23 protein-coding genes are annotated in these 24,368 nt (G+C 64.6%); 16 read left to right on the top strand and 7 right to left on the bottom strand.

What is annotated here, in order from left to right; genetic code table 11:
- Nucleotides 1–26: 26 nt before the first annotated feature.
- The 10 genes from BM002_RS06175 to BM002_RS06130 all read left to right on the top strand — a co-directional run bounded on the left by BM002_RS06175 (nucleotide 27) and on the right by BM002_RS06130 (nucleotide 9,776).
- Complete coding sequence (locus BM002_RS06175; protein ID WP_092778266.1) at nucleotides 27–794, top strand: SdiA-regulated/phytase-like domain-containing protein; 768 nt, start codon at nucleotides 27–29, stop codon at nucleotides 792–794.
- Between the two features lie 166 nt (nucleotides 795–960).
- The gene (locus tag BM002_RS06170; protein ID WP_092778264.1) at nucleotides 961–1,317 is read left to right on the top strand and encodes a cupin domain-containing protein; all 357 of its coding nucleotides are present in this window, start codon (nucleotides 961–963) and stop codon (nucleotides 1,315–1,317) included.
- A gap of 11 nt (nucleotides 1,318–1,328) precedes the next feature.
- The gene (locus BM002_RS06165) at nucleotides 1,329–2,900 is read left to right on the top strand and encodes a 2-isopropylmalate synthase (protein ID WP_092778262.1); all 1,572 of its coding nucleotides are present in this window, start codon (nucleotides 1,329–1,331) and stop codon (nucleotides 2,898–2,900) included.
- 74 nt (nucleotides 2,901–2,974) lie between these two features.
- Nucleotides 2,975–3,547, top strand: a complete 573-nt coding sequence (locus BM002_RS06160; protein ID WP_245749142.1) for an REP-associated tyrosine transposase — start codon at nucleotides 2,975–2,977, stop codon at nucleotides 3,545–3,547.
- 59 nt (nucleotides 3,548–3,606) lie between these two features.
- On the top strand, nucleotides 3,607–4,644 hold the full coding sequence (locus BM002_RS06155) for a rod shape-determining protein (protein ID WP_092778260.1): 1,038 nt from the start codon (nucleotides 3,607–3,609) through the stop codon (nucleotides 4,642–4,644).
- A gap of 7 nt (nucleotides 4,645–4,651) precedes the next feature.
- On the top strand, nucleotides 4,652–5,572 hold the full coding sequence (gene mreC / locus BM002_RS06150) for a rod shape-determining protein MreC (protein ID WP_092778258.1): 921 nt from the start codon (nucleotides 4,652–4,654) through the stop codon (nucleotides 5,570–5,572).
- 3 nt (nucleotides 5,573–5,575) lie between these two features.
- Nucleotides 5,576–6,103, top strand: a complete 528-nt coding sequence (locus BM002_RS06145; RefSeq protein ID WP_092778256.1) for a hypothetical protein — start codon at nucleotides 5,576–5,578, stop codon at nucleotides 6,101–6,103.
- Nucleotides 6,104–6,133: 30 nt separating this feature from the next.
- On the top strand, nucleotides 6,134–8,086 hold the full coding sequence (mrdA, locus tag BM002_RS06140; RefSeq protein WP_092778867.1) for a penicillin-binding protein 2: 1,953 nt from the start codon (nucleotides 6,134–6,136) through the stop codon (nucleotides 8,084–8,086).
- On the top strand, nucleotides 8,083–9,249 hold the full coding sequence (gene rodA, locus BM002_RS06135; RefSeq protein ID WP_092778254.1) for a rod shape-determining protein RodA: 1,167 nt from the start codon (nucleotides 8,083–8,085) through the stop codon (nucleotides 9,247–9,249). Before mrdA ends, rodA begins: the two co-directional genes overlap by 4 nt.
- The gene (locus tag BM002_RS06130) at nucleotides 9,246–9,776 is read left to right on the top strand and encodes a hypothetical protein (protein ID WP_092778252.1); all 531 of its coding nucleotides are present in this window, start codon (nucleotides 9,246–9,248) and stop codon (nucleotides 9,774–9,776) included. Before rodA ends, BM002_RS06130 begins: the two co-directional genes overlap by 4 nt.
- Nucleotides 9,777–9,841: 65 nt before the next feature.
- Here BM002_RS06130 and BM002_RS06125 read toward each other — a convergent pair whose 3' ends face one another.
- Nucleotides 9,842–10,624: a Bax inhibitor-1/YccA family protein gene (locus BM002_RS06125; RefSeq protein ID WP_092778250.1), complete on the bottom strand. Its 783-nt coding sequence runs from the start codon at nucleotides 10,622–10,624 to the stop codon at nucleotides 9,842–9,844.
- A gap of 249 nt (nucleotides 10,625–10,873) precedes the next feature.
- On the opposite strand from BM002_RS06125, the gene BM002_RS06120 reads away from it, so the two are divergent.
- Nucleotides 10,874–11,764: a LysR family transcriptional regulator gene (locus BM002_RS06120; RefSeq protein ID WP_092778866.1), complete on the top strand. Its 891-nt coding sequence runs from the start codon at nucleotides 10,874–10,876 to the stop codon at nucleotides 11,762–11,764.
- On the opposite strand, the gene BM002_RS06115 is transcribed toward BM002_RS06120, so the two are convergent.
- Nucleotides 11,761–12,597 (bottom strand): hypothetical protein, encoded by an 837-nt coding sequence (locus tag BM002_RS06115; RefSeq protein ID WP_092778248.1) that lies wholly within the window; start codon nucleotides 12,595–12,597, stop codon nucleotides 11,761–11,763. The two genes, BM002_RS06120 and BM002_RS06115, sit on opposite strands and share 4 nt — an antisense overlap.
- A complete protein-coding gene (locus tag BM002_RS06110; RefSeq protein ID WP_092778865.1) occupies nucleotides 12,594–13,553 on the bottom strand; it encodes an NADPH:quinone oxidoreductase family protein in 960 nt (319 codons plus the stop codon). Before BM002_RS06110 ends, BM002_RS06115 begins: the two co-directional genes overlap by 4 nt.
- A gap of 303 nt (nucleotides 13,554–13,856) precedes the next feature.
- On the opposite strand from BM002_RS06110, the gene BM002_RS06105 reads away from it, so the two are divergent.
- From BM002_RS06105 to BM002_RS06095, 3 genes are read left to right on the top strand one after another with little or no spacing between them, the layout of a single operon-like run.
- Nucleotides 13,857–14,216 (top strand): helix-turn-helix domain-containing protein, encoded by a 360-nt coding sequence (locus tag BM002_RS06105; RefSeq protein WP_092778246.1) that lies wholly within the window; start codon nucleotides 13,857–13,859, stop codon nucleotides 14,214–14,216.
- A gap of 46 nt (nucleotides 14,217–14,262) precedes the next feature.
- On the top strand, nucleotides 14,263–15,051 hold the full coding sequence (gene hisN, locus BM002_RS06100) for a histidinol-phosphatase (protein ID WP_425431826.1): 789 nt from the start codon (nucleotides 14,263–14,265) through the stop codon (nucleotides 15,049–15,051).
- A complete protein-coding gene (locus tag BM002_RS06095; protein ID WP_092778244.1) occupies nucleotides 15,044–16,369 on the top strand; it encodes an 8-oxoguanine deaminase in 1,326 nt (441 codons plus the stop codon). Before hisN ends, BM002_RS06095 begins: the two co-directional genes overlap by 8 nt.
- A 1-nt stretch (nucleotide 16,370) precedes the next feature.
- Here BM002_RS06095 and BM002_RS06090 read toward each other — a convergent pair whose 3' ends face one another.
- Nucleotides 16,371–16,961 (bottom strand): thymidine kinase, encoded by a 591-nt coding sequence (locus BM002_RS06090; protein WP_092778242.1) that lies wholly within the window; start codon nucleotides 16,959–16,961, stop codon nucleotides 16,371–16,373.
- A 283-nt stretch (nucleotides 16,962–17,244) separates the two neighbouring features.
- On the opposite strand from BM002_RS06090, the gene BM002_RS06085 reads away from it, so the two are divergent.
- Nucleotides 17,245–17,712, top strand: coding sequence for a hypothetical protein (locus BM002_RS06085; protein ID WP_092778240.1), 468 nt, complete (start codon nucleotides 17,245–17,247; stop codon nucleotides 17,710–17,712).
- Here the strand turns inward: BM002_RS06085 and BM002_RS06080 are convergent, their stop codons facing one another.
- The 3 genes from BM002_RS06080 to carB form a co-directional block, all read right to left on the bottom strand.
- Entirely contained in the window at nucleotides 17,713–18,831 is a 1,119-nt protein-coding gene (locus BM002_RS06080) for a beta-ketoacyl-ACP synthase III (protein ID WP_092778238.1), read from the bottom strand.
- A 106-nt stretch (nucleotides 18,832–18,937) separates the two neighbouring features.
- Nucleotides 18,938–19,444: a DUF2726 domain-containing protein gene (locus BM002_RS06075; RefSeq protein WP_092778236.1), complete on the bottom strand. Its 507-nt coding sequence runs from the start codon at nucleotides 19,442–19,444 to the stop codon at nucleotides 18,938–18,940.
- 132 nt (nucleotides 19,445–19,576) lie between these two features.
- Entirely contained in the window at nucleotides 19,577–22,897 is a 3,321-nt protein-coding gene (gene carB / locus BM002_RS06070) for a carbamoyl-phosphate synthase large subunit (RefSeq protein WP_092778234.1), read from the bottom strand.
- 183 nt (nucleotides 22,898–23,080) lie between these two features.
- On the opposite strand from carB, the gene BM002_RS06065 reads away from it, so the two are divergent.
- Complete coding sequence (locus tag BM002_RS06065; RefSeq protein WP_092778232.1) at nucleotides 23,081–24,259, top strand: hypothetical protein; 1,179 nt, start codon at nucleotides 23,081–23,083, stop codon at nucleotides 24,257–24,259.
- Nucleotides 24,260–24,368: the final 109 nt, after the last annotated feature.

Below are 24,368 nucleotides of genomic sequence, written 5' to 3'. Positions count from 1 at the left end.
CTTGTGGACCCCGGGGGAGAGACGTCATGCCGGCCAGACTTCTGTGCCTTGTCGCCGCACTTGCCGCATCGCCCGTCGCGGCGCTGGAACTGGTCGAGACGGGGCGCTATGACCTCAATCGTCCTGCCAGCCTCGACTACGATCCGACGTTCTGCGGCCTCTGGATCGCGAACGAGGGGCCGGAGGCGGTGCTGCTGAACCTCGACGGCGAAGAATTGCGCCGCATCGGCAGCGACATGTCCCGCATCAAGGCCATCGCCATCGAAGGCGACCACCTGCTTCTGGGCGACGGCTATGGGGCGCTGCAACGGGTCGGCAAGGACGGCACGCCGCTCGGCGCGCCCTTTGCCCTGTCGGGGGGATGGGCCGACACGGAGGGCATCGCGATTGCCGCCGACGGGCGCATCGTCACGGTCGAGGATGATCCCGAACGGCTCAGCTGGTTCACGCCGGACGGCGCATTGACGCAGCGGATCGACACCCTGCAGCTCGACCCGCCGCTGACCGAGGCGCAGGGCATCGCCATCGATCCGCGCACCGGTCACATGCTGATCGTCGACGACCGGGAGGGGTCGAACAGTCTTTACGAATTCGACGCCGAGGGGACGTTCCTGAACCGCGTGTCCCTGTGGGAATATGGCGACGATCCCGAGGGCGTGGCGATCCGGCCCGGGTCGGGCCAGTTGTTCATCGCCTTCGACGGCGGGGCGGAAATCGTGACCTTCGACTATGTTCCCACGCTGCCCGCCGGGGCCGCGTCGTTGCCGCCCGGTGCCGATTGCATGATGTTCTGATTTCAGGGCTTCACATCGCCGCCCCCGTTCGCGTATCTTTCGCCCATGACGCAGATCCTGATCCTGGACCTTCTTCTTAGCCGCTCCTGAGCGTGCCCTTTGGCGCGACCGCTCGGGAGGGATTGCGCGCCAGAAGAAGACAACCGGAAAACAGCAGGATATTCCCATGACCCCCGTAAACCTGAGCGAGAAACTGTCGCTCTTCTCATCCCATTGGGACCCGAAGGTCATCGCCGACTACAACGACAACGACGTGATGGTCGTCAAGTTTCAGGGTGCGTTTCCCTTTCATCGCCACGCGGACACCGATGATTTCTTCCTCGTCCTGTCGGGCGAGATGCGGATGGCCTATCCCGACCGCGATCCGGTGACGGTGCGCGCGGGCGAGGTGATCGTGGTTCCCGCCGGTCAGGTGCACCGCCCCGAGGCCGACGCCGAAGTGCATGTCCTTCTGATCGAGCCCAAGGGCGAAGCAAACACCGGCGACAGCACGGCCCCGGCCGCCGCCAAAGACAGAATCTGAGGAGACCCGCCATGAGCACCCAGACCCGCGCCGACAACCGCGTCATCATTTTCGACACCACCCTGCGCGACGGCGAGCAGTCGCCCGGCGCGACCATGACCCACGACGAGAAGCTGGAAATCGCCCAGATGCTCGACGAAATGGGGGTGGATGTGATCGAGGCCGGTTTCCCCATTGCCTCCGATGGCGACTTTGCCGCCGTGTCCGATATCGCCCGCGCCGCCACGAACGCCACGATTTGCGGGCTGGCGCGCGCCAACCTGCGCGACATCGACCGCTGTTGGGAGGCGGTAAAACACGCGAAATCCCCCCGCATCCACACCTTCATCGGCACCTCGCCCCTGCACCGGGCCATTCCGAACCTCACGAAGGATCAGATGGCCGACCGGATCCACGAGACGGTGACACACGCCCGCAACCTGTGTGACAACGTGCAATGGTCGCCGATGGACGCGACGCGGACCGAATGGGATTATCTGGCCCGCGTGGTCGAGATCGCCATCAAGGCCGGGGCCACGACGATCAACATCCCCGATACCGTGGGCTATACTGCGCCCAATGAAAGCGCCGAGCTGATCCGCCGTCTGATCGCCGAGGTGCCCGGCGCGGGCGACGTGATCTTCGCCACCCATTGTCACAACGATCTGGGCATGGCGACGGCCAATTCGCTGGCCGCGGTCGAGGGCGGGGCGCGCCAGATCGAATGCACGATCAACGGCCTGGGCGAACGGGCGGGCAACACCGCGCTTGAGGAAGTCGTGATGGCGCTCAAGGTGCGCCACGACATCCTGCCCTTCACGACCGGCGTCGACAGCCGCAAGCTGATGGCGATTTCGCGCCGGGTGGCCAGCGTGTCGGGCTTTGCCGTGCAGTTCAACAAGGCCATCGTCGGCAAGAACGCCTTCGCGCATGAGTCGGGCATCCACCAGGACGGGATGCTCAAGAACGCCGAGACCTTCGAGATCATGCGCCCCGAGGATGTGGGCCTGACCGAGACGTCGCTGGTGATGGGCAAGCATTCGGGCCGCGCGGCGCTGCGGTCCAAGTTGAAGGATCTGGGGTACGAGCTGGCCGACAATCAGTTGGCCGATGTCTTCGTGCGCTTCAAGACGCTGGCCGACCAGAAGAAGGAAATCTACGACGACGACCTGATCGCGCTGATGCAGGACGAGGAGCGCTCGGGCGAGGATCGCATCAAGGTCGAGCGCCTGCGCGTGGTCTGCGGCACCGACGGGCCGCAGACGGCGGAGCTGACCCTGACCATCGATGGCGCGGCGCAGTCGTCCGAGGCGACGGGCGACGGCCCCGTGGACGCCGCCTTCAACGCGGTCAAGGCGCTGGTCCCGCACGAGGCGCGGCTGCAGCTCTACCAGGTGTCCGCCGTGACCGAAGGAACGGATGCGCAGGCCACGGTGTCGGTGCGGATGGAAGAGGACGGGCGCATCGTGTCGGGGTCATCCGCGGACACGGATACCGTGGTGGCCAGCGTGCGCGCCTATGTGAATGCCCTAAACCGGCTGCTGGTACGTCGCACGAAGGCGGGCAAGGACGCGCGGGAGATTTCCTATAAGGACGTCAGCTAGGATTTTTGCGGTAGGGTGCGTGCTCAGCACGCACCCTACACGAAGCGTTAAGTATTTCCGGGCACCCTCGGAAGATGTCCAGCTATCTTCGCCCCCGAATCCCCGCTGCTTCGATCTTCTTCACCGTCTGCCTTGCGGATCGACGGCAAAGCCTGCTGACGGACAACATCGACCGGCTGCGCTGGTCCTATCGGCGGATGTGCCAGGATCGTCCGGTGACGACCGAGGCGATCGTGATCCTTCCGGATCACATCCATTGCGTCTGGACCCTGCCTGATGGGGATCACGACTATTCGACCCGCTGGCGCCTTCTGAAGGCGCGCTTCTCGCGGGGGTTGCCGCCGGGTGTGCGGCGGGCAAGCCATCTGCTTCGGGCCGAGCGCGGGCTCTGGCAGCGCCGCTTCTGGGAACATCACATCCGCAACGAAGCCGAGATGCAGCAGGCGATCCGCTTCTGCTGGAACGATGCAGTCCGGCACGGGCTGGTCGACGATCCCTTTGCCTGGCCCCACTCCTCGATCCATCGCGACATGGCGGTGTCCCTGCGCGCCGGCGCCGCGCTGCGCGACCGTCGCGACGCGCCGTCCGGCAATCCCCCGCCCATGACCGGTAACCCCGCCCTTTCCCCCGCCGCACCCCTCGGATAGAACGCGTGAAACCCCCCGGGCGGACCGCCACGGGGCGGATGTGGTTTGGGGAACTCGGAATGAATATCTTCGGAAGCCTGTTCAGTAGCGACATGGCCATAGACCTCGGCACGGCCAATACCTTGGTCTATATCAAGGGCAAGGGGATCGTTCTGAACGAACCGTCTGTCGTCGCCTACCACATGAAGAACGGTCGCAAGGAAGTTCTGGCCGTGGGCGAGGACGCGAAGCTGATGCTGGGCCGCACGCCGGGCAGCATCGAAGCGATTCGCCCGATGCGCGAAGGTGTCATCGCCGATTTCGACGTGGCCGAAGAGATGATCAAACACTTCATCCGCAAGGTCCACAAACGCTCCACCTTCACCAAGCCCAAGATCATCGTCTGTGTGCCGCATGGCGCCACGCCCGTGGAAAAACGCGCCATCCGCCAGTCGGTTCTGGGTGCCGGCGCGCGCAAGGCGGGCCTGATCGCCGAGCCGATTGCCGCCGCCATCGGGGCGGGCATGCCGATCACCGATCCGACCGGCAGCATGGTCGTCGATATCGGCGGCGGCACCACCGAAGTCGCCGTGCTTAGCCTTGCCGACATCGTCTATGCCCGGTCCGTCCGCGTTGGCGGTGACCGCATGGACGAAGCGCTGATCAGCTATCTGCGCCGGCATCAGAACCTGCTGGTGGGCGAGGCTACGGCCGAGCGCATCAAGAAGGAAATCGGCACCGCGCGCATGCCGGAAAACGGGCGGGGCGAGGTCATGCGCATTCGCGGGCGCGACCTGCTCAACGGGGTTCCGAAAGAGACCGAGATCAGCCAGGCCCAGGTGGCCGAGGCGCTGGCCGAACCGGTCCAGCAGATCTGCGAAGCGGTGATGACCGCGCTGGAGCAGACGCCGCCCGATCTTGCCGCCGATATCGTTGATCGGGGTGTCATGCTGACCGGAGGCGGCGCCCTTCTGGGTGAATTGGACCTGGCGCTGCGCGAACAGACCGGCCTGTCGATCAGCGTGGCTGACGAAAGCCTCAATTGCGTGGCCCTGGGCACCGGCAAGGCGCTGGAATACGAGCGTCAGCTGAGCCACGTCATCGACTACGACAGCTGAGGCCGCCATGGCCCGCAGCACCCGCGCCGCCGACGAGATCTATCAAAAGCCGCTGCGGCGCCTGTTGGTGACCCTCCTCTGCGTAGTGCTGGTGGCGTTGATCCTGCTCTGGCGGATCGACAACAGCCGGGCAGAGAGGATCCGCGCGGGCATCACCGACCGCATCGTGCCGAACTTCGAATGGGCGCTGGCCCCGGTGACCTGGGCCGGCCGGCTGATCGAGGATTTCGAGGGCTATGCGCGCGTCTACGAACAGAACCAGGAACTGCGCCGCGAATTGCAGCAGATGAAGGCCTGGCGCGAGGCGGCCATTCAGCTGGAGCAGGAGAATGCGCGCCTGCTCGATCTCAACAAGGTGCGTCTGTCGCCCGATCTGACCTATGTGACGGGAGTTGTCCTGACCGATTCCGGCTCTCCGTTTCGGCGGTCGGTGCTGCTCAACATCGGGGCGGATGACGGCATTCAGGACGGATGGGCCGCGATGGACGGTCTGGGCCTTGTCGGACGGATTGCGGGCGTCGGGCCGCGTACGGCCCGCGTTCTTCTTCTGACCGATGGCAACAGCCGCATTCCCGTGACCATCGAGCCGTCGGGCAAGCGGGCCATTCTTGCGGGAGATACCAGCGCCGCGCCTGTTCTGGAGTTCGTCGAAAACCCCGAGGATGTGCGCGCGGGCGACCGTATCGTGACCAGCGGCGACGGCGGGGTCTTTCCGTCCGACCTGTCGGTGGGGCAGGTCGTGCGGGGCGCCGACGGTCGGCTCCGCGTGCGTCTGTCGGCCGATATCGCGCGGCTGGAATTCCTGCGGGTCCTGCGCAGCCGGGCCGCGCCCGCAATCGCCACGACCGGCACGCTGTTGCCGCCCGAGGCCGGACCCGAACAGGGCCCGCCCCTGCTGCCCGAGGCCGCGGCCCAAAGCGGGGGGTGAGGGATGGGACGGCGGTCTGTCTGGCTTTATCGCGGGGTTTTCGTGGCTCTCGGGGCATCGATCCTGTTCTTTTCGCTTTTGCCGTTCGGGCCGGGCGAGGGAGAGGTTCCGGGGCCGGAACTCATGGTGTGCCTGATTGCCGCATGGGTGCTGCGGCGACCGGATTACGTGCCGGTCTGGCTGATGGTCGCGATGCTCCTGCTCGACGATGTGCTGCTGACGCGACCGCTTGGCTTGTGGACGCTGATCGTCCTGTTGATGGCCGAATATCTGCGCCGCAGGGTCGATCACGCCGAGGCCGTGCCCTTCTGGTCCGAGGTGGCGCTGGTATCGGGCTGTATCGCGGCGGCTTTTCTGGCCAATCACTTGGTGCTCGTGCTGCTGGTCGTGGAGACGCCACCCCTTCTGGGACAGGCCTTGCACGCATTGGCGACGATTGTGTTTTACCCCCCGACGGCGGTATTCTCGCAACTGATCGGGGTGCGTCGTCTGGCCCCCGGTGAACTCGACAGCCTTGGGACGCGGGCCTGATCGTTCAGGTGTCGCCCTGTGGGGGTAATGATGAAGCGCAATGCACAAGACCTGAGCCTTTCGTCGCGACGGATCACCCGGCGCGCCTTGATGATGGGCGGTCTTCAACTTGGTGTCGGTGCAGCGATTTTCGGACGGATGCAGCATCTTCAGGTGGATCAGGCCGACGAGTTCCTGCTTCTTGCCGAAGAAAACCGCATCAAGGTCCGGCTGATCGCGCCCGCGCGTGGCGTATTGTTCGACCGTAATGGCGTTATGCTGGCCGGGAACGAGCAGATCTATCGCGTGTCGATGATCCGCGAGGACGCGGATGACGTGGATGCCGTCATCACCTATCTGCGCGGCCTCGTAAAACTGGACGAAGAGACGTTGCAACGGGCCCTGCGGGAAATGGACCGTCGGCCGCATCAATCGGTGACCCTGGCGGACCGTCTGACCTGGGAGGAGCTGTCGACCATCGCGGTCAACGTCCCCGCCCTGCCGGGGATCACCCCCGAGGTCGGGTTGAGCCGGGTCTATCCGCTCGGGCCCGACTATGCGCATGTGGTGGGGTATGTCGGGCGCGTGTCCGAACGCGATATCGAGGCGGCGGCCGAGCAGGGCACCGTCGACCCGCTTCTTCAGACGCCGCAGTTCCAGATCGGGAAGATCGGCGCGGAGCGGCAGCTGGAGGACGTGCTGCGCGGCACTGCAGGGGCGCGCCGCGTCGAACAGAACGCCGCCGGGCGCATCATGCGCGAGTTGGGGCGTACCGAAGGCAGGTCTGGCGCGGACGTCCAATTGACCATCGATGCCGGTCTGCAGAATTTCACCCAGGCCCGGCTTGGCACCGAAAGCGCCAGCGCCGTGGTGATGGATGTGAACAACGGCGACATCATCGCCGCCGTGTCATCCCCCAGTTACGACCCGAACCTCTTCGTGTCGGGGATCAGCGTGCCCGACTACGCGGGTCTTCGCGACAACGACCATCGGCCGCTCCACAACAAGATCGTGCAAGGTCTCTATCCACCGGGATCGACGTTCAAGATGGTCACGATGCTGGCCGCGCTCGAGTCGGGCGAGATCAGCCCCGGAGAGACGGTCTATTGCCCGGGCCACACCACCGTGTCGAACCGCCGTTTCCATTGCTGGAAGGGGGCGGGTCACGGTTACGTCGACATGGCCAAGTCGCTGCGGGAAAGCTGCGACGTCTATTACTACGATCTGGCGCAGCGGGCCGGGATCGACCGGATCGCCGCCATGGCCCGCAAGCTTGGCCTGGGCAAGGCCTTCGATATCGAGATGACGTCGGTCAGCGAGGGGTTGATCCCGGATCGCCAGTGGAAGCGCGAGCGGCGGGGCGAGGATTGGGTCATCGGTGACAGTCTGAACGCGTCGATCGGGCAGGGGTTCGTCCTTGCGTCCCCTCTGCAACTGGCCGTGATGACCGCGCGGATCGCCTCGGGCCTTGAGGTGGAGCCGCGATTGGTGCGGTCGGTCGACGGCGTGGCACGGCCGTCGAGCGTGAAAGGGCCGCTCGATATTCCGCGCAGCTGGCTCGAGGGCGTTCGCAACGGCATGTACCAGGTCGTCAACGCGCAAGGCGGCACGGCTGCGCGGAGCAAGTTCGACATGGGCGGCATCCGGTGGTCGGGCAAGACCGGCACAAGCCAGGTGCGCAACATCACCGCCGCCGAGCGGGCGCGCGGCGTTTCGCGCAATGAGGATCTGCCCTGGGAGCGGCGCGACCACGCGCTGTTCGTGGGCTACGCTCCGCATGACGATCCGAAGTATTCCGTTTCGGTCGTGGTGGAACACGGCGGCGGCGGATCGACCGCCGCGGCACCCATTGCGCGTGACATCATGCTCTATGCGCTGAATGGCGGGATCCCCCCGATCGACGCCTATCCGTCAGGCCAGCGCGGTCAGATGGAGCAATTGCTGTCCGAGCTGCCGATCAATCCCGTCCTGAGACGCGAGGGGACCGGGTCCAGCGAAGCATGAGCTATCTTGAGTACAACATCGCCCGCACGCCGGCCGGCCTGCAGAAGGTGCTGGCGCTCAATTGGGCGTTGATCCTGCTGATCGCCGCCGTCGCGTCGCTCGGGTTCGTGGTGCTCTATTCCGTGGCGGGCGGCGACTGGCGGTGGGCCGAGCCGCAGATGAAGCGCTTTGCCTTGGGTCTTGCGGTGATGTTCGTCGTCGCGATGATCCCGATCTGGTTCTGGCGAAATGTATCAGCCGTCGCTTACGCTATCGCGCTGCTCCTCCTGCTCGGGGTGGAATTCGTCGGGGCCACGGGGGGCGGCGCGCAGCGGTGGATCGATATCGGTCCCCTGCGGTTGCAGCCTTCGGAACTGATGAAGATCACACTCGTGATGATGCTTGCGGCCTATTATGACTGGCTGCCCGCCGACCGTGTGTCGCACCCGGGTTGGGTTGCCGTCCCGGCCCTCATCATCCTGATCCCCGCCGCGCTTGTGCTGACACAGCCCGACCTCGGCACGGCCCTCCTGTTGATGATGGGCGGGGCGGCCGTGATGTTTCTGGCCGGGGTGCATTGGGCCTATTTCGTCGCCGTTTTCGGGTCGGCCGCTGCGGCGGTGACGACGGTTCTGAAATCGCGGGGGACCGACTGGCAGCTGATCAAGGATTATCAGTATCGTCGCATCGACATCTTCCTGAATCCCGACAGCGACCCCCTTGGCGCGGGCTATAACATCACGCAATCCAAGATCGCGCTCGGGTCCGGGGGCTGGACCGGCAAAGGGTTCCTTCAGGGCACGCAGGCGCGTCTCAACTTCCTGCCTGAAAAGCATACCGACTTCATCTTCACGACCTTGGCCGAGGAATTCGGCCTGATCGGCGGGCTGTCCCTGCTGACCCTCTATCTGCTGATCGTCGGCTTCTGCGTCGTGTCGGCCCTGCGGATGAAGGACCGGTTTTCGTCGCTGGTGACCCTGGGCGTGGCGGTCGCGTTCTTCCTCTACTTCTCGATCAACATGTCGATGGTGATGGGGATGGCGCCCGTGGTGGGCGTGCCTTTGCCGCTGGTGAGCTATGGGGGGTCGGCCATGCTGGTGCTTCTTCTGGGCTTCGGCCTGGTCCAGAGCGCCCACGTCCATCGCCCCCGCGCACAGGGCGAAGGGCGCCTTCTGCGCCGGTGACCGCCACGTTTGATGAAGGACAGGTCGAGAAGGCGGCGCCCGACGTCGCCTGCGCCCATTGCGACGGCAGCGGGCGGGTGGCGGAACCGGGGCCAAAGCCGCGCAACGAAGACCCCTGGACCGTGGCCAGCACCATCGTGGCCATCGGCGTGGGCTTTGCCGTCTATGAATACCTGATCATGACGGTCCAATTTCAGGCCGACTGGCATCCGTTCGCATTGGCCGGGATGACCGGCATGGCGGCTGGCGTCGTCTGGCGGTCGGCCCTGAAACTGGCCATCGGGGGTGTTACCGCGGTGGCCGTGCATCAGACCCTGCTGGAGCGGGCATCCGACCTGGGCTTCTGGCCGACGCTCGGGCTGGCGGCGGGGTTCGGCGTCGTGATGCTGAGCATCTGGCGCATCGTCGCGGTTGCGGCGTCGGTCACCCTGATCCTCGTCTGCTACAAGCTTTTGCAGGACGGGATCACGCCCGAGCAGCTGGTCGATGCGATGCGGGAACAACTGCCCTGGTTCGAGCCGCTGTAAGCGCATCGGCAAACGAAAAGGGCCGCCCCGAAGGACGGCCCGGATCGTTCGTTCGGCGGCGACGCTTATTCGCGATTGCCGAGGAACTGGAGCAGGAACATGAACATGTTGATGAAGTCGAGGTAGAGGCGAAGCGCGCCCATGATCGCCGACTTTCCCAGCCATTCCTGGTCGCCATGCACCGCATGCTCGACATATTCATTCTTGATCTGCTGCGTGTCATAGGCGGTCAGACCCGCGAAGATCAGGACACCGATGGCCGAGATCGCCATCATCAGCGGACCCGACTGCAGGAACAGGTTCAGGATCGAAGCTGCGATGAGGCCGATCACACCCATGAAGAGGAAGGTGCCCATTCCGGACAGGTCCTTCTTGGTGGTGTAGCCATAGAGGCTCAGCGCGGCGAAGGCGATCGAGGTGACAAGGAACGTCTGCGCGATCGATGCCCCGGTGAACACAAGGAAGATCGAACTGATCGAGATGCCCATGACGGCGGCGAAGGCATAGAACACCAGCTGCGCCGTGGCGGCGGACATGCGGTTGATCATGGCCGAGAAGCCGAACACGAAGATCAGCGGCGCGAACATCAGGACCCAACGGATCGGCGACGCATAGATCGAGGCGCCGAGGGAGTTGAGCAGCGTGCCGTTGTTCAACTGCACCACCGCCTCGGCGGGGTTGTTCGTGACGGTCAGGCCGGACAGGGCCCAGGCTGCGGCGAATGTGATCAACATGCCTACGGACATCGTGCCGTAGACCTTGTTCATGTGGGCGCGGAGACCCTGATCGATCTCTGCGGCGCGGGCGCCGGATAGCGTTCCGGTCCCATAGGCGTCGAATTGTGCCATCTGGCTCCTCCAAAAGGATGCGTTTCCTGGGGCTCCGCGCGTGGAACCCCTCGGAAGTGAATATCGGTGGCCGCTCCCCCTATTTCAAGCGTCCATTTCTGCCAGTTACCTGATTTTTGATAGATAATATCTATGATTGCCGCGCCTCGGACCTATGAGGCATATTCCAGAACGTGATGAATTGGATCAGATCAATCGATTTCCATGATGTTCGTGCATCGCGTATCCTGGACGTCGAAGGAGTTTCCGATGCCTCGCAATCTCGATCTGACCGCCCTGCGCGCCTTTGCCACCGTGACCGCAACGGGCGGTGTCACACGGGCCGCGGCTGTTCTGAACCTGACCCAATCGGCGGTCTCGATGCAGATCAAGCGGCTGGAAGAGGCGCTGGATACGCGCCTGCTGGATCGGACGGGCCGGGGCGTTCATCCGACCCCGGATGGCGAAAAGGTTCTAGCCTATGCGCGCCGCATGCTGACCCTGAACGATGAGCTGTTGCACCGCATGCAACAGTCTGTTCCCGAGGGCGAAATCCGGCTCGGTGTGCCCCATGACATCGTGCCGCGCTGTGTGCCAGCGATCCTGCGGGTGTTCGCCGCCGAATATCCCCGGACCCGCATCACGCTGATTTCCAGCGTGACGACCAAGTTGCACGCGCTGTTTGCCGAAGGCGGCTGCGATGTGTTTCTGGCGACCGAAAACGCGCCTGCGCAGGGCGGGACCGAAGTGGTCCGCCTGCCGATGATCTGGGTCGGAGCCGAGGATGGGCAGGCCTGGATGCAGCGCCCGCTGCGCCTCGCGTTCGAAGATGCCTGCGTGTTCCGCGTGCAGGCCCAGGCCGCGCTGGACCGCGCCGACATCCCCTGGGAGGTGGCGATCACCGCCTCCTCCAGCCGTGCCATCGACGCCAGTGTCAGCGCGGACCTGGCTTGCCATGTCGTCATCGACGGCTTCGATACCGGGGAGATGCGGCCGGTCGAACATGGCGGCGCCTTGCCCGATATCGGCGAGGTCGGGATCACGGTCTATGCGTCGGACATGGGCCGCGATCCGGCGCGCGACCGTCTTCTGGAACTGATCCACGAGGTTTACGGCGCGCTGCGCCCCACTCGCCGCAAGCCGGTGCTGGCCGTCGGCTAGGGGGTGGGCTCGGTCCGGCGATAAAGCTCGGTCAGGATCGCGGCGCCCAGCATGACAACGAGGCCGTAGCCGACCGTGCCGATCACGTCGGAGAAGAGGTAGCCCGGCGGCAGGGCCTCCAGATCGTCGGTCGCCGCGTAGAATGCCTCCGTATCTTCGAGCGACGGCATGAACAGGAAAGGGGCGAGGAGCAGCAGAACTTGAGTCAGGCCGACAATCACGGCCAGCCAGGCAATCGGACGGGCCAAGGGGGCAGTGCGCGCCCAACTGCCGCGAAAGGACAGGTCGCCTCGCCCGATGGCGAGGTTCGGCAAGCCAAGGCCGATCCGGCAGAGCAGCCAGGTAAACGGCAATCCGATGACCACCAGAGCAACCGAGAAAAACACCGTTATCTGGAAAAAGTTGAGGTGCAAGAAAGCACCGGCAGCGAGAATATCGCCCCACGGCGGGCCATCTGTTGCCAGCACAAGGCCATGCCGCATCAGGAAGCCGAACCCCGCCAACAACAGAAACGCCGGGATCAGCGCAATCGTGATCACGATCCCCAACACGAACCACGCAACCGCGTAGTGAAGGGCCCGCCAGGTCGAAATAGGCGGACCCTCCGGCAACAGGACGATGCGGTGCCAGGTGGATGCAACGAGGCCGACAAGGACGATCGAGGCCACGAAAGGAGCAATCGACAGCGGGGCATCCTCGATCGCTGGAAGAAGAAGCATCTGCGTGAGCGCGAAATCGACAGCCCAGAACAGGACCAACAGGCCGATGGCAGGAACGGGACGTTCGACCAGGCTGCGCAGAGCGGCGATGAAAATCTCGAAGCCCGCTTTCATATCGTCACCACCACCTTGCCCGTCGACTTGCGGTCGCGCATCAGGTCCAGCGCCTCGTCGATCCGGTCGAGCGGAAGGGTATGGGAGACGTGGGGCCGGATTTCGCCCCGTTCATGCATCTCGAAAAGCGCGGCGATGCTTTCGCGCACCGTATCCGGGTCGAACACCATGTAGCCGCCCCAGTAGAGGCCGATCAGGTCGATGTTCTTGACCAGCAGATGGTTGGCGGGAAAGACCGGGACATCGCCGCTGGCAAAGCCGATCACGATATAGCGGCCCCCGGGCCGGGTGGCCCGAAACGCCGATTTCGCCGCCGCCCCGCCCACGGCATCATAGACCACGTCGATGCCGCCAAGCGCGCGAAGCCGGTCCAGAAGGTCCGGCGCATCGGCGTCGATCAGGTGGTGGGCGCCGTGGTCGCGCGCCACGGCCAGTTTGTCGGGCCCCCGGGCCACGGCGATCACCTCGGCCTCCAGATGCGCGCCCAGTTCCACCGCCGTCAGCCCGACGCCGCCGGCCGCGCCAAGGACCAGAAGCCGCTCGCCCGGTTGCAGGCGCGCCCGGTGCGCCAGCGCCAGGTGACTGGTCGACCAGGCCACGATGAAACCGGCGGCGATGTCCGACGGCATCGCATCGGGCACTGGTACCAGCCGGTCGACGGGAAAGCAGCCCACTTCGGCCAGACCACCCTGTCCGCCGAAAACGGCGACGCGGGTGCCGATGGCCGGTTCCGTGACGCCCGGCCCATGCCCGGTGACGCGCCCGCAGACCTCGAGGCCTGCCACGAAAGGACAGGCGGGGGTATCCTGATAGGTGCCCTTGATCATCAGTAGATCGGCGAAGTTCAGACCGCAGGCCTCGATGGCGAGGGCCACCTCACCTGCCGCGGGTTCGGGCGGGGTCAGATCGTCCCTCAGCCCCGCCTGATCGGCACCGGTCACCAAAAATCCGCGCATCTGCGCCTCCACACGTCAGAACAATTCGAAACACTGTCACACAACTGATCGTGGAATGAACAGCACCGCGGGGTTTGTCGTGCGCCGCAAATCGGCCTGTAACCCCTTGATCGGGAGTCTTATTCGTTTTCCGTTCGTCCCATGCGTGCGGTCCCGGCTCGGGTCCGCCTTGCAGTTATGCAATCCGGCATGCCGTTTCCTGTGCGTATCGAAACGTGTCCCAACCTGCGCAGGATGTGATCACGCCGACGATTCAGCCGCACGATCACCGAAAGACTTGGCGTTGCTCGGAAAGGGCTCCCTATGAAACATCCTGTGGATATCCACGTCGGCAAGCGCATTCGGCATCGCCGGTGGATGCTCGGCATGACGCAGCAGCAGCTGGCCGAGCAGGTGGGGATCAAGTTTCAGCAGATCCAGAAATACGAGACGGGGATGAACCGCGTCTCTGCCTCGCGCCTGTGGGAGATTTCCGAAGCGCTGGACGTGCAGATCGCGCATTTCTTTGAAGGCATGAAAGAGGTGGCCGACGGCACCGACGATCAGGACGTGCTGTCGGACAAGGAAGCCATGGAACTGATCCGATCCTATTACGCCATGCCGGAGAACCAGCGGCGTCGCCTGTTCGACCTGGCCCGTGTCCTATCCGGGAGCACAGGCTGACGTCATCGCCTTGACGAGGCCGTCCCCCGTGGGGCACCCCGTCGCCATGAGCATGACGCCCGACATCGAGACGATCCGGACCGTGGCCCACGCGGTGGCAGACGCCGCGCGGGTCGAGACGTTGAAGTATTTCCGCAAGCCGCTGGCGGTCGACAGCAAGCGAGCGGATTTCGACCCGGTCACGATTGCCGACCGGGCCGCCGAAGCTGCCATGCGGGCCGTCCTGAGGCGGATGCGCCCGGATGACGGGATCCTGGGCGAGGAAGAGGAAGCCGTGCGCGGCACGAGCGGATTGACCTGGGTTCTCGACCCGATCGACGGCACGCGCGGTTTCATTTCCGGCACCCCGACCTGGGGCGTTCTGATCGCGTTACAGGATGCGGGCGGGCCCATCCACGGGATCATCGATCAGCCCTTCACCGGGGAGCGTTTCGAGGGCGGGGCCGACGGGGCGATCTGGACCCGTGGCGATGCGCGGGTGCCGATGAAGGTGCGCGCCACGACGGACCTGGCCGACGCGACCGTCCTGACCACCTTTCCCGAAATCGGCACCGCCGAGGAGGCGGCGGCCTTCCGGCGCGTGGCGAACGCCTGTCGCCTGACGCGATACGGCATGGATTGTTACGGCTATGCCCTTTTGGCGGCGGGGCATGTGGACCTGGTGATCGAAGCTGGGCTTCAGTCTTACGACATTGCCGCGCCGATTGCCGTGGTCCGGGCTGCCGGCGGGATCGTGACCGACTGGCAGGGCGGGCCGGCCCATGGCGGCGGACGGGCGCTTGCGGCGGCAACGCCCGAATTGCACGCGGCTGCACTGGCTCTGCTCAATGGCTGAGGTCCTGATCCGGGGGGCGGACCACCTGCTCACCATGGCAGAGGGTGGCCTTCACGGTGATATCCTGATCCGGGATGGAGTCATCGTCGCCGTCGGCCCGGACCTTCGGACCGAGGGCACCGTGATCGAGGCGGGCGGATGCCTTGTCACCCCCGGTCTGGTGAACACCCATCACCACCTCTACCAGACGATGACCCGCGCCGTGCCCGCCGGTCAGGACGCGCTTCTGTTCGGCTGGCTCAAGGCGCTCTATCCGATCTGGGCGCGGTTCACGCCCGATCACGTCCATGTCGCGACCCAACTGGGTCTTGCGGAACTGGCGCTGTCGGGGTGCAGCCTGACCTCGGACCACCTCTACCTTTTTCCGAACGGCGTCCGGCTGGAGGATACGATCCACGCTGCCAGAGAGGTCGGTCTGCGCTTCCACCCGACGCGTGGCGCGATGTCCATCGGCGAGAGTGACGGAGGCCTGCCGCCGGACAGCCTGGTCGAGGGCGAGGCCGCGATTCTGTCGGACAGCCAGCGCGTGATCGAGGCGTTTCACGATCCGTCCCCCGGGTCGATGTGCCGGGTGGGGCTTGCCCCCTGTTCGCCCTTTTCGGTCAGTCGCGACCTGATGCGCGAGACGGCGTTGCTTGCCCGTGACCGGGGCGTCATGCTCCACACCCATCTGGCCGAGAACGACGAGGATGTGCGCTATTCGCTGGACCGCTTCGGATGCCGGCCCGGACAGTATGCCGAAGACCTGGGCTGGACCGGGCCGGACGTCTGGCATGCCCATTGCGTGAAGCTCGACGCAAGCGAGATCGACCTCTTTGCCCGGACACGGACGGGTGTCGCCCATTGCCCCTGTTCGAACTGTCGGCTCGGGTCCGGGATCGCGCCCCTTCGCGACATGCTCGACCGGGGCGTGCCCGTGGGTCTGGGGGTGGACGGCTCGGCGTCGAATGACGCGGGCAACCTTCTGGACGAGGCGCGGCAGGCGATGCTGTTGCAAAGGGTCTTGCGGGGGGCGGACGCCATGTCAGGGTCCGAGGTGTTGCGCGTGGCGACCCGGGGCGGCGCGGAGGTTCTGGGTCGCGACGATTGCGGCGTGATCGCCCCCGGGATGCGCGCCGATGTCGCCATCTGGGACATGTCGGGGGTCGAAGCCGCCGGGAGCTGGGACCGCGCCGCGATCCTGCTGGCCGGGCCGCGCCGGGTGAAGCACCTGCTGGTCGAAGGCCGCCAGGTCGTGCGCGACGGGCAGATCACGACCATCGATCTGCCGCGCCTGATCGAACGGGCGGAGCGCCTGCTGGCGGATCTGATGGCCTGACTCAGTCGGCGGGGCGGTCGCCGATTTCTTCGCGAAAATGGCGGCGGCACAGGCTCACGTAACGGTCGTTGCCGCCGACTTCGACCTGCGCGCCTTCGGTCACGGCGACGCCGTCGGGGCCGCGGCGGATCACCATCGTCGCCTTGCGGCCGCAGTGACAGATGGTGCGGACTTCGCGCAATTCGTCGGCCAGTGCCAGCAGGGCGGCAGACCCGGGAAACAGCTCACCCCGGAAATCAACGCGCAGGCCGTAGGCCATGACCGGAAGGCCCAGGTCGTCCACCACACAAGCAAGTTGCCACACCTGTTCACGCGAAAGCCACTGCGCCTCGTCCACGAGAACGCAGGCGCAGGGCCCGGATTGAAAGCGCTTCTGGATCATGTCGAACAGGTCGGAGGACGCGGCCCAAGTGTCCGCCTCGGCCTCGATCCCGATGCGGCTGGCGATTTTTCCCGTCCCCGCCCGGTCGTCGAAATTCGCCGTCAGCAGATAGGTCTGCATACCGCGTTCGATGTAGTTGTAGGATGCCTGCAGGAGCAAGGTGCTCTTGCCTGCGTTCATCGTCGAGTAATTGAAGTACAGCTTTGCCATACCCCGTCCTGCCGTCGGATCACGCGTGTTGCAAGGGGTGAGAGGGTGCATTCGGATCCCGTGCTTGCGCCAACTTACACGGGATCCTCATGCGATCGATCGGGCCATCTCGGGAGGAGTGGTTTTTGGTTTTGCCGATCTCTTGACCTCGAATTGAAAGCGCTTCGAAGGCCGATGAGGGTGTCTAACCCATCTCTCCAAGTCGCATCATGGGAAACGAGCGACAGGTTTCCCCGCTGCGGTTGTGCCGCTAGACTGAAGTTGACGTTGGGGAATCGCGATCATGAATTCAGACGGCCGACGCTTTTTGAAGCATCACACCGAGGCTTTGGTGAAGGACGTCGGAGTCGAGACGGCTTGCGCGATCACGGGCAAGTCCAAGGCGACCATCGGGCGGTATTATTCGCTGCACGAGGAACATGCCGAACGGTTCATGCCCGTCGACGCGGTCGCTCAGCTGGAAAAGGAAGCCAGCTATCCGCACGTGACCGCCGCGCTGGCGGAAATGGCGGGTCTGTCCATCAGTCGCAACACCAGCAACGCCCCGGCATCGCGCCATGTGGGGCACGTCAACGAAGACATCGCCGTCATTTCGCAACGTTTCGCCATGCTGATGAGCGCCTATGCCGATGCGATCGCCGATAACGTCATCACGCCTGCCGAGGCGCGGTCGATGCTCTCCGAGACGCTGGAGCTGCAAAAGGTTTTGGTCGAGATGAAGCTGCACCTCGAGGTGCACAGCGAAACCTGATCAGGCGCGGGTCAGCAGGACCGACCCCACGGAATAGCCGGCCCCGAACGAACAGATCAGGCCCTTGTCGCCCGGGACAAGGTCGTTGGAATACTTGGAAAACGCGATGATGGACCCAGCCGAAGAGGTGTTCGCATAATCCTGCAGGATGTTCGGTTGCTCGGTCGGGTCGGGGACGCGACCCAGAACCTTCTTGCCGATGAAGTCGTTCATCGACTTGTTGGCCTGATGAAGCCAGAGGCGCTTCAGGTCGTCCGCGCCGACCCCTTCGTCGGCCATATGTGCCGCGATATGGTTCGACACCATCGGCAGCACTTCCTTGAACACCTTGCGCCCGTTCTGGACGAACTGCATGTCCCGCCGGTCGTCCATCGCGTCGCGCGTCCGGCGCAGGAAACCGTCGTTGTTGCGGATATTGTTCGAGAATTCGGTGGCGCAGCGCGTGCTCTCGATCACGAATTTCGGCCCCGTCGCCAGATCGGACGCTTCGATCACCACGGCGGTGCAAACGTCGCCAAAGATGAAATGACAATCCCGGTCGCGCCATTCGAGGTGGGCGGAGCAGATTTCGGGGTTCACCACAATTGCGCGGCGAATGGAGCCCGCGCGGATCATGTCCGTCGCCGCCTGAATGCCGAAGGTGGCCGACGAACAGGCGACATTCATGTCGAAGGCAAAGCCCGAGGTGCCCAGAAGCTGCTGAATTTCAATGGCAATCGCGGGATAGGCACGCTCGTGGTTCGAGGCGGCGCAGATCACGGCATCGATGTCGCCCGCCGCCACGCCCGCCTGGGCCAGCGCATCTTTGCAGGCCGCCAGCGCCATTTCGGCCATCTGGCTTGGGGCGTCGTCATCGCGGGTCGCAAGTCGCGGATACATCCGGTCTGGGTCGAGCACGCCGCTTTTGTCGAGGACATGGCGCTGATCTATCCCGCTGGCCGACTTGATAAATTCGGCGCTGGAGTGGGGGATGGCCGCCATGGTGCCCGCGGCAATGGCATCGGCGTGAATCGCGTTCTGCCGGTCGGCATAGGCATTGAAGGCCACCACGAGTTCGTCGTTTGTGATGACCTGCGACGGGGTGAAGACACCGCTTCCGGAAATGGCCGCCTTTTGCATCTTCTGCCCTCCTCCTCGGGTCCAAAGGTGCTGCCGGGAAACGGGGTGGAGGTCAAGGCAGAGGGTCGGGACCGGCGTTCTCGCGTCGACGCGCAACGAGACCGATCTAGTTCGCGCGACTTGCGCCGCAGACACCTGGAAGGGCGAGGAGCGTCGTCTCGATCAACGTCATATCCGCCTCGAGCGCGTCACCCCCGGCCAGATCCAGCAACGGCAGACGGGCCTTTTCGAAAATACGGCTCTTGAGGTTGTCGGGGCTGACGTTCGGACAGACGCAGTCGATGGCGAGCACCGGACGCGCGGCCCCGTCCATCAGAAGGAAATCCACACGCATGTGCTGCATGGCCCGCTCGGTCGCATCACTACCACCGGATAAGCCTGCACGAATTGTCAGGATCGAATCGACCGACACCGCGGGGGCCACGTGCAGCCCGTGCCGCCCGGCCAGGTCGCGCAGGTGCAGGAACACGAACTGCCGGTTCGCTTCCAGAAGGGGCGCGGTATCCACGGTTGCAGCATTCAGGGCGTGCAATTCTGTGATCCGCTCGGACGGGAACCGGCGGGACAATCGACCGAAGAAACGGCTGAGCGGGGTTGTGGTGACGTCTGACATTCCGGGACCTCCACCTGGTGACGGATGGTCGATGTTTCGGGTGCGGATGTGTCAGAAATCGGGCGCCCGTCCCGACATGGATGTCAGAGCGGGTTTGCGAGTTGATGGTTAAAATTCAATGACTTGGTTAACTCACTGGAGCGAGCGCACCTCGAGCTCGCCCTCGGTCATCGCGCGGATGGCCAGGGCCGCGGCGTGCGCCCCGGAGAGCGTCGTGAAGTACGGAATACGGTCGGTCAGCGCCACGTTGCGCATGGAGCGGCTGTCCTCGACCGCCTGAACGCCTTCGGTGGTGTTCATCACGAGGACGATTTCGCCGTCCTTCATGACGTCTACGACGGTCCGCCCGCCCTCATAGGCCTTGTTCACATGGCGGCTGTCGATGCCATGCCGCGCCAGGAATTCCGCCGTGCCAGAGGTCGCCATGATGGAAAAGCCCAGATCGGTCAGCGTCGCCGCCGTCTCGACCAGTTGCGTCGTCTTGTCGTCGTCCTTGATCGACAGGAACACCGTCCCACCTTCGGGCAGGCGCGTGCCGGCCCCCATCTGGGCCTTGAGGAAGGCGCGGGGGAACGACCGGTCCCACCCCATGACTTCGCCAGTCGACCGCATTTCGGGGCCCAGAAGCGTGTCGACGCCGGGGAAACGCGCAAACGGCAGGACCGCTTCCTTGACCGAGAACCAGGGCGTGTCCGGATGGGCGAGGGTCATCAGATCGCCGATCGGCACATGGTCCGGGTTCGCGTCACCCGGATAGGGGTCGCGCAGCGGGAAGTTCGACAAGGGCTCCCCGGCCATCAGACGGGCGGCAATCGACGCAATGGCCGAGTCGACGGCCTTGGCCACGAAGGGTACCGTGCGGGAGGCACGGGGGTTCACCTCGATCAGGTAGACCTCGTCCTCCTTGACCGCGAACTGCACGTTCATCAGCCCTACGACCCGCAAGGCGCGCGCCAGGGCGACGGTCTGTTCGCGGATGACGTTGATGACATCGCGCGACAGGGTGTGCGGTGGCAGGCAGCAGGCGCTATCGCCCGAATGAACGCCGGCCTCTTCGATGTGCTGCATGATGCCCGCGACGTGGACCGCGTCGCCGTCGGACAGGGCGTCGACATCCACCTCGATAGCGCCCGACAGATAGCTGTCGAGGAGGACGGGGCTGTCGCCCGAGACGACCACGGCCTCGCGGATGTAGCGTTCGAGTTGCGCGGTATCGCGAACAATCTCCATCGCCCGCCCACCCAGGACATAGGACGGCCGGATGACCAGCGGATATCCCAATTCTTCGGCCCGAAGGCGGGCTTCGGCGTCGGAATGGGCAATCGCGTTCTTCGGCTGCTTCAGGCCCAATTGGTCCACAAGCGCGCTGAACCGTTCACGATCTTCGGCGAGGTCGATGGCGTCGGGGGTGGTCCCGAGGATCGGAATACCGGCATTGTGCAGCGCATTGGCCAGCTTCAAAGGCGTCTGTCCGCCGAACTGGACGATGACGCCGTGCAGGGTGCCGTTGTCCTGCTCCACCCTCAGGATCTCCATCACGTGCTCGAAGGTCAGCGGCTCGAAATAGAGGCGATCCGAAGTGTCGTAGTCGGTGCTGACCGTCTCGGGATTGCAGTTGACCATGATCGTCTCATAGCCTTGCTCGGTCAGCGAGAAGCAGGCGTGACAGCAGCAGTAGTCGAATTCGATGCCCTGGCCTATGCGGTTCGGACCGCCGCCCAGGATGACGACCTTCTTGGCATCGGTCGGCCGACTTTCGCACTCCGGCTCGTCCATGACGGGCACTTCATAGGTCGAATACATATAGGGCGTCTGTGCCTCGAACTCGGCGGCGCAGGTGTCGATACGTTTGAATTGTGCAATTACGCCCAGGTTCAGACGGGCGCGCCGGACGTTGTCTTCGGTCCGTCCGGTCAGCTTGGCAAGGCGTGCATCGGTGAAGCCGTACATCTTCAGACGGCGCAAGCCATCCTCGGTCACGGGCAAGCCATTTGCCTTAACTTCGGATTCCAAGTCCATGATTTCACGGATCCGGGCCAGGAACCAAGGATCGAACTTGGTGACCGCATTGATCTCTGTATCCGACAGGCCGTTGCGCATGGCCTGGGCGATAACGCGGATCCGGTCCGGGGTCTGGCGACCCAGGGCCGCCTTGATCGCGGCCGGGTCCATGGAAAGTTCGATTTCGTCAAATCCGGTAAGACCCGTCTCCATCGACGCCAGCGCCTTCTGCAGGCTTTCGTGGAAGGTTCGGCCAATCGACATCACCTCGCCCACGGACTTCATCGCCGTGGTCAAAAGCGGCTCGGCACCCGGGAATTTCTCGAAAGCGAAGCGCGGGATCTTGGTAACGACATAATCGATCGTCGGCTCGAACGAGGCGGGCGTCACCTTGGTGATGTCGTTGTCCAATTCGTCGAGCGTGTATCCCACGGCCAGCTTGGCGGCGATCTTGGCAATCGGGAAACCGGTCGCCTTGGAGGCCAGCGCCGACGACCGCGACACGCGCGGGTTCATCTCGATCACGACCATGCGCCCGTCGGCGGGGTTCACGGCCCACTGCACATTCGACCCCCCCGTTTCGACCCCGATCTCGCGCAGCACGTTGATGCTGTGCGTCCGCATGATCTGGTATTCCTTGTCCGTCAGCGTCAGCGCCGGGGCCACGGTGATGGAATCGCCGGTGTGCACGCCCATCGGGTCGACGTTCTCGATGGCACAGACGATGATGGCATTGTCGGCGGTGTCGCGCACCACCTCCATCTCGAATTCCTTCCACCCCAGAAGGCTCTCGTCGACGAGGATCTGCGCCATCGGCGACGCTTCAAGGCCGGTCCGGCAGATCCGCTCGTAATCGGCGCGGTTATAGGCCACGCCGCCGCCGGTGCCGCCCAGGGTGAAGGCGGGGCGGATGATCGCGGGCAGGCCGACGAATTCGATGGCGTCCATCGCGGCGGCAAGTCCTGCGGTGATGTCGTATTTCCCGTTCGCCCCCTTGGGGGCCGCGACGATGGTGGCCTTGGGGTTCTCGATGCCGAGCCTGTCCATCGCCTCGCGGAACAATTTGCGGTCTTCGGCCATCTCGATGGCGGCGCGTTTTGCGCCGATCAGCTCGACGTTGTATTCCGCAAGCACGCCCATGTCATCCAGCGCCAGCGCCGTGTTCAGACCCGTCTGCCCGCCCATCGTCGGCAACAGCGCATCGGGACGCTCCTTGGCGATGATCTTGGCGACGATTTCGGGGGTGATCGGTTCGATATAGGTGGCGTCGGCCAGGCCCGGGTCGGTCATGATCGTGGCCGGGTTCGAGTTGACGAGGATGACGCGATAGCCTTCCTCGCGCAGGGCCTTGCAGGCCTGGGCGCCGGAGTAGTCGAATTCGCAGGCCTGCCCGATCACGATGGGGCCCGCGCCAATGATCATGATGGACTTGATGTCCGTCCGCTTCGGCATGGCCCTGACTCCCCCGGTGATGTCAAACAGTCGGCGGTTTAGGGGGGCGGAAGGGGGGGTGCAACCCTCGTTCGCGTGTGCGCAGGCCGGGCGGGTGGCAAAGGTATGGATTCCCGCAATTGGGAAGCGGTGACGCATGGGGCAGGCTGGCCGGTATTGAAACCCAGTCAAAGGATTTCACCCATGACATTATTCCGCTTTTTCGCGCCGGGCCTGATGCTCGGCCTTCTGCTTGGTGCCTTTGCCGCAACCGCGCAGGCGCAGGTGACCCGCCTGCCGACCGATGCGCGCGTCACGCCTGGCGCGTTGCACCGACCTTCGGTGATCAGCACGTTTGACGGGCACCTGGTGAACTGGACCTTCGTGAACCGGATCGCGCCCGAACCCGTCGTTTCCTACAACGTCATCGCGACGCCCGATGGCAACCTGTTGCAACTGACGGTCCTGCGGCGGCAGGCCATGGTGAGCTATATTCTGGCCGAGCCGGTCCCCGCGACGGGCAAGGGCGCGCTGGCGAGTGCCCTCCGCAGCACCTGGGCGGGATATCCCGTGCTGGCGCGGATCCGCGGTGAAATGCGCATCGACCTGAGCGGCGAGGACTGGCCCTTTTTCGGTGAGGCGGGGCAGTGGGTCGAGACGACCTTCACCCTCTTCGATCCCAACAGCCGACCCACCCGCAAGGCGGAACTGACGCATCGCGTGTCCCTTCCCGTCAGCAGCGAAGGCCAGCGCCACGAGACCATCATCGCTGACGGGGAGGGCAATGTGATCGACACCTCCAGCGGCATCGATATCTCCAGCTCGCTCGGCACCGCAGGCAGCGCCGGGGCCGTGGCCTTCTGTCAGGACTATGCCAACGGCGTCGCCCGGTCAGCTGCCCCCGGCAACACCCAGCTCTTCGACGACATGACGGATTTCGTCGCGGATGAGTTGGGGCCCCTTGTCGTCGGCGCCATCGGCGGCGTGGTGGGCGCCGGCCTGAGCGACAACCCCTATGGTGCGGCCATCGGGGCCGGGGCGGGGGCGCAATTGTCCCAGGAGACCCTGCCCTATGCGGTCGATGCCCTGCAGTTCGCGGTCGAAGAGTATGTCTTCCTGGCGGCCTATATCGGCGCCAATATCGGCTGCCATGACCGCCTCGGGTCGCTCGACGCAAGCTGGACCCTTCCGCCCGATGTCATCAGCGACAACCCCCGGTTCGAGCTTGAAAAACCGCCGGCGGGCGCGGTCCTGGTGATGGTCTGCCTCGAGTGGAGTCAGGAATGGGAGGAGTTCATCCAGACGGGAGCCAGCGAGTACGAAGTCATCCTGCACACCAGCAAATGCATCCGGATGGCGCCGACCTGGCAGATCATCTTCTGACGCGGCGAAACAGGTCCATGGACCACACCTGGGACGGGCGAAGGCCCGTCTCAGGTTGACACCTGCCCGGGGGGCGTGTTCATCGGGCCAACCGCTGACATGACCCCCT

This window comes from Jannaschia pohangensis (genome assembly GCF_900113875.1).
GTDB lineage: Bacteria > Pseudomonadota > Alphaproteobacteria > Rhodobacterales > Rhodobacteraceae > Jannaschia > Jannaschia pohangensis.
This window is presented reverse-complemented; position numbering and strand designations above follow the sequence as displayed.